Below are 13,904 nucleotides of genomic sequence, written 5' to 3'. Positions count from 1 at the left end.
ATGCCGCACGTCACCATCAAACATTTCGCTGGCCTGCTTGACGAGCAGCACAAGGATGGCCTGGTCCAGGAGGTGGCCGAGGCGATTCAACGCGCCTTCGGCTGCGACGACGGGGTGATCTCCGTCGCGGTCGAGCCGGTGCCGCAGGAGGTGTGGCGCGAGCGGGTGTACCTGCCCGAGATCGCGCACGGCGGGCGCGCGCTGGCGAAGAAACCGAACTACTGAGGCGGCCATGACGGTGACGACGCCGCCCTCGGACCAGGCCTGGCAGGGGCCCGGTCACCCTGGCTTGTTCGCCCTGCTGCGCGAGGACCTGCGCACCGTCGTCGAACGGGACCCGTCGATCGCCGGGCCGGTCGAGGCACTGCTGCACCCCGCATTGCCCGCCTTGTGGGTGCACCGGTTCGCGCACCGGCGCTACCGCGGTGGCGCTCGGCTCTCCGCACGACTGGCCATGGTGCTGGTCCGCGCCGTCACCGGCGTGGAGATTCACCCCGGCGCCCGGCTCGGCCGCCGGGTGTTCATCGATCACGGCTCCGGTGTGGTGATCGGCGAGACGGCGGTGGTCGGTGACGACGTGACGATCTACCACCAAGTGACGCTCGGCGCGCTCGGCTGGTGGCGGGACAACCGCCGCGACGACGGTGAGCGACGCCATCCGATGGTCGGCTCCGGCGTGGTGATCGGGGCGAACGCCTCGGTGCTCGGCCCGGTGTCGATCGGAGCCGGTGCGGTCATCGGAGCGCACGCGCTGGTCACCGACGACATGCCCGCCGGGGCCCGAGCCAACGCACCGGCCGGTTCCGTCCGGCAGGGCAGGGCAACCACTGCGCTCGATCTGCTGCGCCACACCGCGTCCGCCGGCTCGTGGTGATCCCGACGTCCCCCAGGTGAGGAGTGCCGAATGTCCACCCCGACCGCATCACACATAGTGTCACCACTGTCCGGGCTGACGCCGCGCGTCGCCGACAGCATCGAGGACCTGATCGGCAATACACCGCTGCTGCGGCTGCCGCTGCCGGATGACGCCGCGCCCGGCGTGCGGGTGCTCGCCAAGCTCGAGTCAGCGAACCCGCTCGCCAGCGTCAAGGACCGGCCCGCGCGGTGGATGCTGCGGGCCGCGGAAGCCTCCGGCGAACTGGCCGAGGGCGGCACGGTGATCGAAGCGACGTCTGGCAACACCGGGATCGCCCTCGCGGGTCTTGCCGCGGCGCGCGGGTACCGGTGCGTCATCGTGCTGCCGGACAGCGCCACCGCCGAACGCGTCGCCCTGCTTGAGGCGCTGGGCGCTGAGGTGGTGCTGACCCCGCGCGAACTGCGCTACCAGGGCGCGATCGATGCCGCGGCGGAGCTGCACCGGCGGACGCCGGGATCGTGGTTCCCGCGCCAGCACGCCAACGCCGACAACGTGCGCGCGCATCGGGAGAGCACCGGTCCGGAGATCTTCGCCGACACCGAAGGCACGGTGGACACCCTGGTGTGCGGGATCGGGACCGGGGGAACGCTGTGCGGCACCGCCGGGTACCTGAAGGAGCGCAAGCCGAGGGTGCGTGCGGTCGCGGTCGAGCCAGCCGCGTCTCCGCTGCTGACCCACGGCTACGCCGGCACGCACGCCATCCCCGGCATGAACGGTGGCTTCGTCGCCGAGACCACCGATCTCGACCTGATCGACGACGTGCTCACGGTGACCGACGACGAAGCCATGGACACCGCACGGTGGCTGGCCCGCCGGGTGGGTGTGCTCGCCGGGATCTCGTCCGGCGCCGCGGTGCACGGGGCGATGCGGATCGCCCGCCGTCCCGAGAGCGCCGGAACCACGATCGTCGTCGTGCTGCCGGACACCGGCGAACGGTACCTGAGCGTGTACGCCGCCACGACCGAGCGGACAACCGACGAAGAGGGGACTCAGGCATGAGTAATGCGGGCACGCTGCTGTTGATCGGTGGCAACGACGAGACCGTGGTGAAGGCCAAGCGGCTTGGCCTGCGCGTCCTGCTGGTCCAGCACCCGAGCACGCTGACAGCGGCGCAGTACGAGCACGCCGACGTCGTCCGGGTGCTCGACTACACCGACTGGGCTCAGCTGGAGCCGGCCGCCCGTGAGCTGGCCGCGTCACAGGGGTTCTCCGTCGCGATGTCGCTGACTGAGCCTGGGCTGGACGGCGCGGGCCGGGTCAACGACCTGTTCGGCCTCGGCGGCACCGGCCAGGTGGTGACCGAGCGGTTCCGCGACAAGTACGCCATGCGCCGTTACCTGGCCGGGGTCGACCCCGACGCCGTGCCAGCCGCGCCGCTGGAGACCGCACGAGACCTCGCCGACTTCGCCGCCGCCCACGGCTATCCGTTCATCGTCAAGCCGGTGGACGCGACCGCGAGCATCGGCGTGCACCGGGTCGACGGCCCCGAGGACGCCGACCGAGTGTGGGCGACGGTGCGGCGGCTGCGCGGGACGCGGACCGATCGGATCTCCACGCTGTTCGTGCTGCGGGACTTCATGATGGAGGGCTACGTTTCCGGACCGGAGTTCAGCGTGGAGACCGCCAGCTTCGGCGGGCGGCACGTCGTCATCGCGATCACCGAGAAGTTCACCGATGACACGCACTTCGCGGAGCTGGGCCACGCCTTGCCCGCCCGGCTCGACACCGACACCGAGGAACGGATCCGCGCGGGCGTCAGCCGGTTTTTGACGCTGATGGGTCTGCGTGACGGTGTCGCGCACACCGAGGTGCGGCTCAGCGCGTTCGGTCCGCAGGTGATCGAGAGCCACAACCGGCTTGGCGGCGACGCCATTTCCGAGCTGATCTACGGCGCGTTCGGGATCGATATGGTGACGCTGGCCGTCGGCTGGCCGTTCGGCCTTGTGCCGGAGCTGCCCGATCGCCCGGTTCCGCACGCGGGTGCGAGCACCCGGTTCATCGTCGGCGACCCCGGCACGGTGACCTCGGTCGCGGGAACGGAGGAGGCCACGCGGGCGGACGACGTCCTCGACGTGCGGCTCACCGCGAAGCCGGGTGACGAGGTCCGGACGCTGCGGGACAACTGGGACCGGCTCGGGCTGGTTGCGGTGACCGGCGCGGACACCACGGCGGCGGTGGCGCGCGGCGCGCGGCTGATCGGCGACCATATCCGGATCGCGGTGGACACCGGCGACGGCGAGACCAGTTTCGCCAGGGTCGCCGAGCTGCCCCAGCGGACGGCGGCGCTGTCATGAGCGTGCTGGTGCTGCAGCGGCTGCCGCTGGCCGCGTTCCCGTACCCACGGTGGCTGGCCGAGTACGACGGCGAGGTCGTGGTCCTGGCCGCCGCCGCGGCTATGGACGGCGTCGCGCCCGCGCGGGGCTATCCGGTGCTGGAGACGTTCACCGATTTCGACCACCCCCGGGTGCTGCGGCGTGCGCGCGAGGAGATCGCCGCACGGTCCATCACCCACGTGATCGCCCATCACGAGGCCGATGTCGGCCGTGCTGCGGCGCTGCGCGAGGAGTTCGGGCTAGCGGGGGCCTACCCTGCCGATGTCGTCCCGTTCCGGGACAAGCTGATCATGAAGGCGCGCGCGATGCGGGCCGGGATCGAGGTGGCGCCGCATAGCGTGCCGCGCAGCAGCGCCGAGGCGGTGCGGTTCGCCACCGCGCACGGCTTCCCGGTGGTGGTCAAGGACCGGGCGGGTTTCAGTTCGATCGGCCTGCGCATCGTCCGCGATCGTGCCGAGCTCGCCGGGATCGAGTTCGGGGACGTGCTGCTGGAAGCGTTCGTACCCGGCCGGATGTGCCATGTCGACGGCGTCGTCGCCGCGGGCAAGACCGCGCTGGCCTGGCCGTCGCAGTACCAGTACGACTTGGCCTCGTTCGGCTCGGATACCGGCGCGAGGGTCGACGTGACGCTGGACGCCGACGACCCGCTGACCGGCCGGTTGCTGGAGTTCACCGACAGGACGTTGGCCGCGCTGACCGGTGACGGCACGTCGCGGTTGCGCGACTATGCCTTCCACGCCGAGGTGTTTCACACCCCGGACGACCGTCTGGTGCTCTGCGAGATCGCCTGCCGTCCCGCGGGGGCGAAGGTGCGTGACGTGCTGCGGAGCCTGTTCGATGCCGACCCGGCGGAGTACGCCACCCGTGCCCAGCTCGGCCTGCCGCTGCCCGCGCTGGAGCAGGCCATGCTGGCGGGGGAGTTGCCGCGACCGCGCGCGATGGGCGGCCAGGTGCTGACGATGAAACGGCCGGGGCTGGTTCGCTCGCTTCCCGCGCGGCCTGCCGAAGACTGGGTCCAGCGGTTCTGGGTGTACGCCGAGCCGGGGCAACTGATCCCGCCAGCCGCCGGGTCCTCGGACTTCCTCACCGCCGCGGTCGCCACCGCACCCACCCGCGCCGAATGCGAGCGCAGGCTGCGCGACCTCGGCGCGCGCATCGTCGCCGAGACCGACATTGTCGACGAGACCGACATCGTCGCTGAGACGGACACCCTGGAGGCCGCGTCGTGCTGAACTCATCGGTCAAGGGCAGGTACCTGGCCTGCATGGTGGTCGACGCCACCGGTTCCGGTATGTATCTGCCCTTGTCGCTGCTGTACTTCCACTTCATGATCGGGCTGCCGCTGCCGCAGGTCGGTGCGATCATGACCGCCGCTGCCGTCGTCGGGTTGCTCAGCAACCCGCTCGCCGGGGTGCTCGTCGACCGGTACGGCGCGCGCGCCGTCGTGGTCGGCGGATATCTTCTGCGGGCGAGTGGCTTCGCCTGCTACCCGTTCGTCGACTCGGCGTGGACGATGGCACTCGCCGTGGGTGTGGTCGCTTTCGGTGACTATTCCTTTCCGCCGTCGATCCAGTCGTTCATCGCCGAGATCGTTACCGGTGCCGAGCGGGACGGGCTGCTCGCCGCCCAGCGCTGCATCCGGAACGCGGGGCTCGGCGTTGGCGCCCTCCTCGCCGGTGCTGCCCTCGCGGTGAGTAACGACGCCGCGTTCCACGTCATCGTGCTTGGCACCGGGGCGCTGTTCGTCGTCGCCGCCAGCCTGATTCGCGGTATCCCGGTGCCGCGCAGCTCAGGAACGGCCGCTGCCGCGCCGGTGCGGCGCGGGTACCGGCTGGTCGCGCGCAACCGGCCGTTCCTCGGTCTGACGTTGCTCAACATCCCGACCGCGTTCGGCTACATGGTGCTCGCCGTCAGCCTGCCGGTGTACGTCACGCAGGAGCTCGGGGCGTCGAACTCGCTGCCTGGCGTGCTCTACGCGGTGAACACGGTGGGGATCGCCGCGCTGCAGATTCCACTGACGCGCCGCCTGACCCGCTACCGACGCACCCGAGTGGTGGCGTCCGGTGGCGCGGTGTTCTGCCTCGCGTTCGTCAGCTTCGCGGTGCTCGGCCAGCTGTCGAGTGGGACGGGGTTGCTGATCGCCGTGTTCGCCGCGACCGCGTTGTTCACCGTGGGGGAGCTGATGCACGGAGCGACCGCGTCCGCGCTGGTGGCCAGTGCGGCGCCGGAAGCCACCCGAGGCAGACACCTCGCGGTGTACCAGCTGTCCTGGGCGGTGCCGACCGCGTTGGCGCCCGCGGTGCTGACCGCGCTGCTCACGCTGTCCGCGACCGGGATGTGGCTGCTGCTGGCCGCCGGGGTCGGTGGCTCCGCGCTGGGCATGCTGCGCCTTGAGCGGAGGCTGCCCGCCGACGCCGTCCGTATCGGTGGTGCGGTCACGCAGGGTGGCGCGGTCACGCAGCCGCCGCCTGCCGTGCGGCCCGTGCCCCACCCGCAGCACGCATAGCGTGTGACAGCGGCCCGCACGGCAGCGATCACGCTCTTCTCCCGAGATCCGGGACGGCCCGCCGCTCGTCGTGGTGGTCCCGGCTGAGCCGGTACGCCAGCCGCCGGGCCGCACCGATGGCCGCGGTACGCGGCCACGGTTCCCTGCCGCGTTCCGGCGGCCGGATCCAGATCTCGTGCTCGTCGCCGGAACCGGCGGGCAGGTACAGCGGTTGTCCTCCGGCGATCAGCCGCACGCCGAAGCCGGTGATGTCGGCCGGGAGGTTCACCGGCTCGTCGGCGCAGCGGGTGAGGAACGCCCAGCGGTCGTCGGCGAGGTCCGCGAGCACGGGGCCGTCCTGCAGCGCGATCCTCAGGTCGGTCAGCACCGCCTCGGCGAAGAGAGCGGGCATGCTGATGGCCTCGACCGCGGTCCCGGTGATCACCAGCAGTCTGCGGGTGATCCGGTCGATGGTGACAGGCCAGCCGAGCGCGAGATACGGCGCACGCGCCGCGTCGAGCGCACCCAGGGCCGCGGGACGGCGCGCTCGATGGAGCGCCGGGAGGCTGGCCCGTGGTAGGTGGTGGACGGTCGCGGTCATGCCGCAACGATGAGCCCGCCGGCTAACCCCGAACTATCGGTTGCCTATCGCGGAGTCGATAGGCAACCGGCGGGTGGAACCGAGAGCGGTCTCGGCCGTCGACCTGTGCGGTCGTTCAGCGTGGTACCACGCCGTGGTGCTGAGCCAGTTCGGCGAAGGTTGTCCCTCGGCGTCGGGTGGCGCGGTCAACGAGTTGGGCCATGACGTTCTTGCCGAGGGGCTGGCAGCGGACCCAGTCGGGTGCGAGGTCGCGAGCGTCGGCGAGGTGTGTGAGTGCTGCTGTTTCGTGGCGGCACGCCAGCGCTGCGGCTGCGAGCCGAAGTCGGTGCCCTGCTTCCCAGAACGCGGGTACCTTCCCGTGTGCGTGCGGGATGGTTCTGGCGCGCTTGAGCGCCTTGTCGGGGTCGTCGGCGCGGGCGATGCTGTCGATGACTTGGAGGGCGGCGACGCGGGGTCCGAAGATGGCTGCTTCGCTGGCGGAGTCGCCGCGCGTTCGGGCTGCGGCGGCGCTGGCTTCGGCGAGAAGGTCCTCCGCCCGCTGCGGGTTGTTGCCCGCGAGCGCGGCGCTGGCCGCGTTGAACAACAGATTGCCGAACACGCCGCCCCGTATCGGGTCGCGGTCGAACATGTCCGGCTGGATCTTCTCGGCCGCCTGCACGGCCACGTGCTCGGCGTCCCCGGCTCGTCCCTGCCGCACGAGCGTCCAGGCGAGGTAGCGCAACGAGATGGCGGCCTCGACGTCGGGGTTGTCGCACTGGCGGGCGGCGGTGAGCGCTCGTTCCGCTGCGGTCCAGGCGAGGTCGTCGAGATCGAGGCGTCCTGCGATGCCGGCGCAGAGTCGGTAGGCGGTGGAGAGCACGCGGTACGCGGCGCCGCGTTCGTCGTCGAGCGAGTTGTGGATGACCCGGCGCGTGTCGGCTAGGACGGCGGGAAGTGAGTGCAGGAGCTCGCCGTGTCGGCCGTCGACGTAGGCGCGCCACGCTTGGTGCGCGCTGCGGACGAGGTCGTCCACGGTCATGGTCTCGTCGTTCTCAGCGAAGTCGGTGAGACCAGGGATGTTCTGCCCGGACGTAATCGCGCGGCGCAGCGGCGCGACGTCGACGGTGGCGTATGTGGTGGGGGTGGTGCCGAGCAGCTGATCGTGGCTGACGCCCAGCGCGGCGGCCAGTCGATTGAGCGTGTGTGGCCTTGTGGTGGTTCTCGTGCCCTGTTCGATCCGGGCGATGGTGTCTACGCCGACAGCGGCCCGTTCAGCGAGACGCTCCTGGGAGAGATCACGCGCTTTGCGGAAACGGGCTAGATTTTCGGAGAGCGGCGACACGGGTCCTCCTGATCTTTACGAACGGTGACCACGTTACGACGTCCTGCGCACGCCGTCATCGCACAACGCCAGCGGGCCGCCACGGGTGGCGACGTCCGCGGCCACGGAGAGCCGCCTGGCCAGGGCGGGTTTGAGCTTTCCGCTGACCTCGTCGAGGTGGTAGAGGCCAACCGAGATGATCTCGTCATCGGTGGGGTGGAGGTGTTCGATGTCGTCGACTGTGCCGCCGTCGAAGATCCACACCATGGCCTCGGGGTAGCCGTTCGCGGCGTGTTCGTGATCGATCACCAGCACGGTGTGTATGGGGCGGTCGAGCCCCAATTCCTCCTGGAGTTCTCTGCGTGCGGTGGTCCAGGGTGCTTCGTCGGCGTCCACGCTTCCGCCCGGTATGTCCCATGTCGGTTTGTAGGACGGCTCGACCAGCAGAATCCTGCCGTCGACCGAGCGCAGTAGCACGCCGGCGGCCATGCGCTTGCGAGGCAACTGGGCGACGTATTCGTCGAACGGCAAGAGATCCACGGCCGCGAGACTACCGGGGTAGGAGCAGGTGTGGGTTTCTAGGCGTGAGAGGCATAGAACGGCAGGTCATACCGGGTGGACTGCTGGCGGCGCGCGCTGTTCTGTCGCCGACAGTGGTGTGACGCTCCCGATATCATATCGATCAGGGGCAAGCTGCGGTCCGCCGGAGGGCGGCAGGCAGCTCATCAGCACACGGTTCTATCCAGAACCGATCATCATTGAGGACGCGGACGTGCGTGCCGACGAGGCCGAGCGCGAAGCGGAGACCCAGCGCGGGACCGATGAGCGGGAGCGGGAGTCGTGAGTCGTCACGTTGACTCGTGGGACCGGCAACGGCGCAGTGATCAGCGCGGGGCCGTCGTGGCTGCCCTCCTGCTGCTCGCGCTCATCACCGCGACAACGTGGGCCGTGCTCCGGGTGGTGCTGTGAAGACCCGCACGAGCGACCCGGAGCTGTGGGCGGCTCTCGCGGCGATCGAGCCTGGCATCGTGCGCACGATCCGTCTCTTGCTTGACGAGATCGACGGTGCGGGGCTGGACGACGAACTCCTCCGTGGGCTCGGCACTGAGCTGAGCCAGATCGGCAGCTTGCTGACTGAGCGTGCCAACCGCGTCGTGATCGACTCGAGGTGAGAAGAAGACACAGCTGCCGCGAGTAGCGCATGATCAGGTCGATAGCGGGGATCATCCCCGCATGCACCCGGGGATGATCCGTGGCAGGACTGTTTATATGAGCCGACCTATTCCGTGCGTCGTCGTTCACCCTCAACCGAGGCAAGATCACATGGCGATGTTCCGGCGATGGGAACGCCGCAACGGGTCCCAACCCGGGTTGGCGACGGTTAGCTGTGTGGGACGACGTAGTCCGGTCGTGAATTGTGACGACTGAACGAGTCAGTGTCTCTCTATCGACAGCCCGTGCGCATCGTCCGATGACCGCAGCGGTGGTACCGGTGGAGAACGCCGAGGATCGGACGCGGAGAAGTGACGCGTTTCGTGCCAGCTAATCAAGAAGCGCGGTCCCGAGCGTGCCGCTCGGGTCGGGTGCACTAAGGCAGCCTTTGTGCTCTGTCGTCCACCGCATGGTTACTCCGCCCCAGGTCATCCCGCCACCGAACGCGACGAGCATCAGGGCATCACCGTGCTTGATCTTTCCCTTTCGCACGCCGTCGTCGAACGTGATCGGCACCGAAGCAGCCCCAGTGTTGCCGTAGCCCCGTACGGTTACGTGCATCTGGCCGGGTTCCAGGTGCAGCGCGTCTGACCATTCGGTCAGCATGACGCCGTTCGCTTGGTGTGGCACGATGAGCCGGACGTCCGGGAGTGCGAGGTTCGCTGACTCGAGGAGGTCGACCACCAATTCGGGCAACACCTTCGCGGCGAGCGACCGCACATCCCGGCCACGCATTGTCAGAAAATGCTCTCGCGCGCCGACTGTCTCATGGCTCGCGGGGTGTCTGCTGCCGCCGGCGGGAATCTGCACCAAATCGGAGAGGGTGCCCTCTGATACAAGCTTGTTCGACAGGAATCCAGTGCCCGTGGACGTCTTAGCGAGCACCATCGCGCCAGCACCATCGCCAAGCAGTACGCACGTGCGTTTATCGTCATAGTCGAGAAATCGGGAGTACACTTCAGCGCCGATGACAAGGGCGGTGCGGCGAGCGGGATCTGCCACGAGCATCGAATGGGCCGCGACCAAACCATAGATAAATCCGGAGCAAGCCGCATCTATGTCAAAGGCCGCCGCACGCGACGCTCCAATTCTTCTCTGTACCATACATGCAGTTGCCGGGATCGGCTGGTCCTTCGTCGCGGTCGCAAGTACGATTACATCAACGTCCGCTGGCGCAATGCCGGCGTCTTTCATTGCGTTCAGCGCGGCAAATGACGCGAGGTCAGACGTAGTTTCGTCCTTTGCGGCAATTCGACGCGCCTCGATCCCGGTTTTGTCGAGGATCCATTGCGTTCCTACACCGAGTCGTTCACCGAGTTCGGTGCTAGTTAGCACCTTCTCTGGCAGGTAAGAGCCCGTTCCCATGATCGCAGTTTGCATAACGTGCGGCTATCCTTCACTTCATAGGTCGATTACTGTTCCCATTCGACGATGACTCCGCCCCAAGCGACGCCAGCTCCGAATGAAATCGATAGAATTCGATCTCCTGGGGACAGGCGTCCGCATTGAACTGCGTCATCGAGTGTTATGGGGATCGACGCGGCCCCGGTGTTGCCGTACCTGGTGACAGTCTCGTGTGTAATTTCTGGATCGATGTCGAGGAGCTGTACCCATTCTTTGAGCATCGTGCCATTGGCTTGGTGCGGGACGATTAGATTCAGATCAGATAGTTTGATGGCGAGCAGATCGGTCAATGCTGTTACCAGTCCGGGCAGGAGACTAGCGACCATCTCGCGGATGGTGCGACCGTCCATGGTTACGTAGTGCATGCCGGATGACAGAGTTGCTGGGGAGGCGGGGTGACGGCTTCCGCCGCCGGCAATCCCGCCAAGGTGGGCTAACGTGCCGTCTGTGACCAATCGGCTGGCTAGGATTCCGCCGCTTTCGGTCCTGCCCACGATGACTGCACCAGCACCGTCTCCAAGGAGGGCACTCGCTCCCTTCTGCTGGTAGTCGACGAAGCGTGAGTACACTTCTGCGCCAACGACGAGTGCGTACTTCCGCGATTGGTCGGCGAACAGCATGTCGCGGGCGATAGTCAGCCCGTAGATGAATCCTGAGCAGACCGCCATGACGTCGAATGCCACCGCGTTGCTCGCGCGGAGCTTGGCCTGCACATAGCACGCAGTGGCGGGGGAGGGTTGGTCGCCTGTGCCAGTCGCGACAATCACCACATCGAGATCGGTCGCGGCAATGCCCGCCGAGCGAAGCGCTCGTTTACCAGCCCGCGCCGCCAAGTCGGACGTGGCATCACCCGGGGCGGCGATGCGTCGTTCGCGGATTCCGGTTTTTTGCACGATCCAGTCGGTGTCAACCTTTATCCGCGCAGCCAGTTCGGCATTCCCGAGAACGGACATCGGCAGGTAGGACCCCGTTGCGACAATACCGACACCCATAGTTTCTCCGGTTCTGGCGTAGATGCTTATCTGAATGCTCCCGTTGCTTGACGTCTCCAACCAGGAGGCGAGTTCACCTGCGCTGTGCGCAGGCACGGACGGCCAGGCGATCCGTGCCTGAAGGAGCCCTCTGTATCCTTCGGTCTCCCGCAGGAAGCATCGCATGGAATCAGCCGAAATCTGGGCCAGATCAAGGAGCTGCGCGCACGCGAAAAGGTTGACGATGGACGAGGTTTCCGAGGCAGTTATCAGTGGTGCAACACATGATGAGTTGCACCAGAGACAGGCACTGGCAGAGTATTTTACTACACACCTTCGACCAGATGACATCAATGTTTTCGATGGTGCGGAAGATATTGACGGAACTGTCTCGGTGCCGGAACTGTCGCCGGATGAGGTATTCGTAGCTGTAATGGCGAGCGTCATCAACTACAATACAGTTTGGTCGGAGAAGTTCGAGCCCGTTCCGACTATTGGGTTCTTGGCGCAATTCGGAAGGCAAGGGGTTTGGGAAGCGCGACACGACCAGCCATATCAGGTTGTGGGTTCGGACGTTGCCGACGTGGTCGTTGTCCCGGCTCCTGTCGTCGGTGTACTCCTTCGAGCGGGTGGGAGAGGTCGCCCGTCTGGTTCAGACGAACCAACACACCGGGAAGGTCGGTGTGCTGGGCCTCGCACCCAGAGAGGGACTGGGTGTCACGGATCCGGCGTTGCGAGCGCAGGTCGGAGAGCAGCGCCTGAGGTTGTTTCGGGACGTGTGAATCATGGCGTGCGTTGGGTTGCGAAGCAGGTTCGGTTGCCTCGGACAAGCAGGTGTGGGCTATCGACGGGGACGGGTGTTTCCAGATGACCAACCAGGAGCTTGCCACCTGCGCGATCGAGGGTGCCCCGATCAAGGTCGCGGTCATCAACAACGGCAACCTGGGCATGGTGCGCCAGTGGCAGAACTTGTTCTACGCCGAGCGCTACTCCAGCACCGACCTCGGCACCCACGCCCACCGCATCCCCGACTTCGTGCTGCTCGCTGAGTCGATGGGCTGCGTCGGGCTGCGGTGTGACGCCAAGGACGAGGTCGACGACGTGATCAAGAAGGCGATGGACATCAACGACCGGCCGGTCGTCATCGACTTCATCGTCGGCAAGGACGCCCAGGTGTGGCCGATGGTCGCCGCGGGAACCGGCAACGACGAGATCATGGCCGCCGCGTTATCCATCTCTATTCAACGAGGATGAGATCTGAGTCGAAAGTCGACTGAAAGGTTTCCACCTGATAGTCGTGAAACGCAATATGTATAATCGACATGAACGGAGCAGTAGTGGACTTGCACTCGAATCATGAATCAAGGAAATCTGGCGGCCGCTGGCCGGAAGGTTTCGATAGAATCCCTGACGAAGATTGGCTGAAGAAGCCCGTTGAAGAGTCTGCGATGCGGTATAATAAACACGGTTCGAACGCATTCAACAAGAATTGGGATCCAACGATCGCGCAGGTGTTGTCGGTTCTGGACGACGAACACATAATCCTCGATTACTCGTGTGGAACCGGGCTATTCACTGAACGACTATTTGAATATTTTTCACGTCCAACGCGCATACTCAATGTGGACGTATCTCCGAAATACTTGAGAGTTGTTGCGGACAAATTCAAGCTCGACGATCGGGTTGCACTACGACTTCAGAAGAGGATTAGCGAAAACGGCCAACTTCAGTCACTCGATGACACTATCGGCGAGGTTCTACTAAATCGAGGAATTGACATTCTTACATCCGCAAATGCAGTCCATTTGTATCCGAATCTTGCCGATACATTTGCGTCTTGGAATCGTGTCCTTAGACGTGGTGGACTTGCGCTTGTGAGCACCGGGGACATGAGTAATCCGAAGAAGCGGCAGGGCGATTGGCGCCTTCATGATACAGTTGAAGTCGTACATACGATCGCCCAAGAAATTGTCAAGACTGAGCCTCTGTTCGAGAAATACCGCCATCTCATCGATGATGATTCGCTGATGTTGGCCTATAAAGAAATCCGATCACGAGTATACCCCCCGATCAAGCCGATCGATTTGTATCTTGATGAACTTTCTGATGCTGGATTGGAGCCGCTCCATCATTTCGAAGAGTGGATCGAAATCTCTACGACGGAGTTGATTGACGCGCTCGTTCCGTATCATGATGTTGTATTGGGCTGGATCGGTGGATCTGAGAAGGTTGAGGGTGATCCTCCAACGCAAGAAGCACTGCGTGATCGATTGTTCTTAATGAAGTACTGTGCCACGAAACTATATATGCAGCGAGATCGTCTTCGTGGACCGTGGACGTACATCACATGCCGTAAATTCAGAGATTGAGGTCGCTATTTGTGATCAGGAGACTAAGCCATCGAGCCGCTATTATGGCTCGTCTCGCTTCAGGTTTTAGCCGGATGTTAAGCCGGAAGCTAACCCGCAGTTCAAGTCGACATTTGCGCTTTAAAGCTTCCGACTTGGGCCAGGGTTTTTGATTTTGAGTCCGGTGGCGTGACTTTGAGTATTGGTTTGGTGTGCGTGCACTTAGCGGGTGGGTTCTATTGGTGAAGGCGGCATCCGAAGTGTGGGCGGTTCAGATCGTGCACTCTCTTCACCGAATCGTATGCATCGAGCACGTCGGTCTGCGCACACTGAG

15 protein-coding genes and 1 pseudogene are annotated in these 13,904 nt (G+C 65.5%); 11 read left to right on the top strand and 5 right to left on the bottom strand.

The window, feature by feature from the left end; all coding sequences use genetic code 11:
- Genes AMYHA_RS17415 through AMYHA_RS17390 form a run of 6 tightly spaced genes read left to right on the top strand, consistent with a single transcriptional unit; the run spans position 1 to position 5,755 of the window.
- Positions 1 to 225 (top strand): tautomerase family protein, encoded by a 225-nt coding sequence (locus tag AMYHA_RS17415; protein ID WP_034272602.1) that lies wholly within the window; start codon positions 1 to 3, stop codon positions 223 to 225.
- Between the two features lie 7 nt (positions 226 to 232).
- Entirely contained in the window at positions 233 to 874 is a 642-nt protein-coding gene (gene epsC, locus AMYHA_RS17410; protein ID WP_084037344.1) for a serine O-acetyltransferase EpsC, read from the top strand.
- A 30-nt stretch (positions 875 to 904) separates the two neighbouring features.
- A complete protein-coding gene (locus tag AMYHA_RS17405; RefSeq protein WP_051400037.1) occupies positions 905 to 1,915 on the top strand; it encodes a PLP-dependent cysteine synthase family protein in 1,011 nt (336 codons plus the stop codon).
- Positions 1,912 to 3,210: an ATP-grasp domain-containing protein gene (locus tag AMYHA_RS17400; protein ID WP_051400036.1), complete on the top strand. Its 1,299-nt coding sequence runs from the start codon at positions 1,912 to 1,914 to the stop codon at positions 3,208 to 3,210. The genes AMYHA_RS17405 and AMYHA_RS17400 overlap by 4 nt, the downstream gene beginning before the upstream one ends.
- Positions 3,207 to 4,481 carry an ATP-binding protein gene (locus AMYHA_RS17395; RefSeq protein ID WP_051400035.1) on the top strand — a complete coding sequence of 425 codons (1,275 nt, stop codon included), beginning with the start codon at positions 3,207 to 3,209 and terminating at the stop codon, positions 4,479 to 4,481. Before AMYHA_RS17400 ends, AMYHA_RS17395 begins: the two co-directional genes overlap by 4 nt.
- Complete coding sequence (locus AMYHA_RS17390; RefSeq protein WP_196776923.1) at positions 4,475 to 5,755, top strand: MFS transporter; 1,281 nt, start codon at positions 4,475 to 4,477, stop codon at positions 5,753 to 5,755. Before AMYHA_RS17395 ends, AMYHA_RS17390 begins: the two co-directional genes overlap by 7 nt.
- 28 nt (positions 5,756 to 5,783) lie before the next feature.
- Here AMYHA_RS17390 and AMYHA_RS17385 read toward each other — a convergent pair whose 3' ends face one another.
- From AMYHA_RS17385 to AMYHA_RS17375, 3 genes are all read right to left on the bottom strand, one after another.
- Positions 5,784 to 6,335 (bottom strand): hypothetical protein, encoded by a 552-nt coding sequence (locus tag AMYHA_RS17385; protein WP_034272599.1) that lies wholly within the window; start codon positions 6,333 to 6,335, stop codon positions 5,784 to 5,786.
- Positions 6,336 to 6,450: 115 nt separating this feature from the next.
- The gene (locus AMYHA_RS17380) at positions 6,451 to 7,656 is read right to left on the bottom strand and encodes a helix-turn-helix domain-containing protein (RefSeq protein ID WP_034272595.1); all 1,206 of its coding nucleotides are present in this window, start codon (positions 7,654 to 7,656) and stop codon (positions 6,451 to 6,453) included.
- A 33-nt stretch (positions 7,657 to 7,689) separates the two neighbouring features.
- Complete coding sequence (locus tag AMYHA_RS17375) at positions 7,690 to 8,175, bottom strand: NUDIX domain-containing protein (RefSeq protein ID WP_034272592.1); 486 nt, start codon at positions 8,173 to 8,175, stop codon at positions 7,690 to 7,692.
- Positions 8,176 to 8,293: 118 nt separating this feature from the next.
- Between AMYHA_RS17375 and AMYHA_RS17370 the strand changes: the two genes are divergently transcribed.
- From AMYHA_RS17370 to AMYHA_RS17365, 3 genes are read left to right on the top strand one after another with little or no spacing between them, the layout of a single operon-like run.
- Complete coding sequence (locus AMYHA_RS17370) at positions 8,294 to 8,479, top strand: hypothetical protein (RefSeq protein WP_034272590.1); 186 nt, start codon at positions 8,294 to 8,296, stop codon at positions 8,477 to 8,479.
- Positions 8,476 to 8,604, top strand: coding sequence for a hypothetical protein (locus AMYHA_RS28210; RefSeq protein WP_269189759.1), 129 nt, complete (start codon positions 8,476 to 8,478; stop codon positions 8,602 to 8,604). The genes AMYHA_RS17370 and AMYHA_RS28210 overlap by 4 nt, the downstream gene beginning before the upstream one ends.
- Positions 8,601 to 8,807, top strand: coding sequence for a hypothetical protein (locus AMYHA_RS17365; RefSeq protein ID WP_034272587.1), 207 nt, complete (start codon positions 8,601 to 8,603; stop codon positions 8,805 to 8,807). The genes AMYHA_RS28210 and AMYHA_RS17365 overlap by 4 nt, the downstream gene beginning before the upstream one ends.
- Before the next feature lie 370 nt (positions 8,808 to 9,177).
- Here AMYHA_RS17365 and AMYHA_RS17360 read toward each other — a convergent pair whose 3' ends face one another.
- Positions 9,178 to 10,227 (bottom strand): 3-oxoacyl-ACP synthase III family protein, encoded by a 1,050-nt coding sequence (locus AMYHA_RS17360; protein ID WP_051400034.1) that lies wholly within the window; start codon positions 10,225 to 10,227, stop codon positions 9,178 to 9,180.
- Between the two features lie 32 nt (positions 10,228 to 10,259).
- A complete protein-coding gene (locus AMYHA_RS17355) occupies positions 10,260 to 11,243 on the bottom strand; it encodes a 3-oxoacyl-ACP synthase III family protein (RefSeq protein ID WP_034272585.1) in 984 nt (327 codons plus the stop codon).
- 798 nt (positions 11,244 to 12,041) lie between these two features.
- Here AMYHA_RS17355 and AMYHA_RS17345 point away from each other — a divergent pair.
- Both AMYHA_RS17345 and AMYHA_RS26570 read left to right on the top strand, forming a co-directional pair.
- Positions 12,042 to 12,483: pseudogene (locus AMYHA_RS17345) on the top strand (thiamine pyrophosphate-dependent enzyme); the annotation flags it as partial.
- 76 nt (positions 12,484 to 12,559) lie between these two features.
- The gene (locus AMYHA_RS26570; RefSeq protein WP_169732948.1) at positions 12,560 to 13,591 is read left to right on the top strand and encodes a class I SAM-dependent methyltransferase; all 1,032 of its coding nucleotides are present in this window, start codon (positions 12,560 to 12,562) and stop codon (positions 13,589 to 13,591) included.
- Positions 13,592 to 13,904: the final 313 nt, after the last annotated feature.

Source organism: Haloechinothrix halophila YIM 93223 (genome assembly GCF_000504245.1).
Classification (GTDB): Bacteria; Actinomycetota; Actinomycetes; order Mycobacteriales; family Pseudonocardiaceae; genus Haloechinothrix_A; species Haloechinothrix_A halophila.
Note: the sequence above shows the minus strand (reverse complement) of the source record. Positions and strands in the feature narration are given on the sequence as shown.

Coding starts and splice junctions, on each gene's coding strand:
- AMYHA_RS17415 (WP_034272602.1), top strand. CDS start 1: ATGCCGCACGTCACCATCAAACATTTCGCTGGCCTGCTTGACGAGCAG.
- epsC (WP_084037344.1), top strand. CDS start 233: ATGACGGTGACGACGCCGCCCTCGGACCAGGCCTGGCAGGGGCCCGGT.
- AMYHA_RS17405 (WP_051400037.1), top strand. CDS start 905: ATGTCCACCCCGACCGCATCACACATAGTGTCACCACTGTCCGGGCTG.
- AMYHA_RS17400 (WP_051400036.1), top strand. CDS start 1,912: ATGAGTAATGCGGGCACGCTGCTGTTGATCGGTGGCAACGACGAGACC.
- AMYHA_RS17395 (WP_051400035.1), top strand. CDS start 3,207: ATGAGCGTGCTGGTGCTGCAGCGGCTGCCGCTGGCCGCGTTCCCGTAC.
- AMYHA_RS17385 (WP_034272599.1), bottom strand. CDS start 6,335: ATGACCGCGACCGTCCACCACCTACCACGGGCCAGCCTCCCGGCGCTC.
- AMYHA_RS17360 (WP_051400034.1), bottom strand. CDS start 10,227: ATGCAAACTGCGATCATGGGAACGGGCTCTTACCTGCCAGAGAAGGTG.
- AMYHA_RS17355 (WP_034272585.1), bottom strand. CDS start 11,243: ATGGGTGTCGGTATTGTCGCAACGGGGTCCTACCTGCCGATGTCCGTT.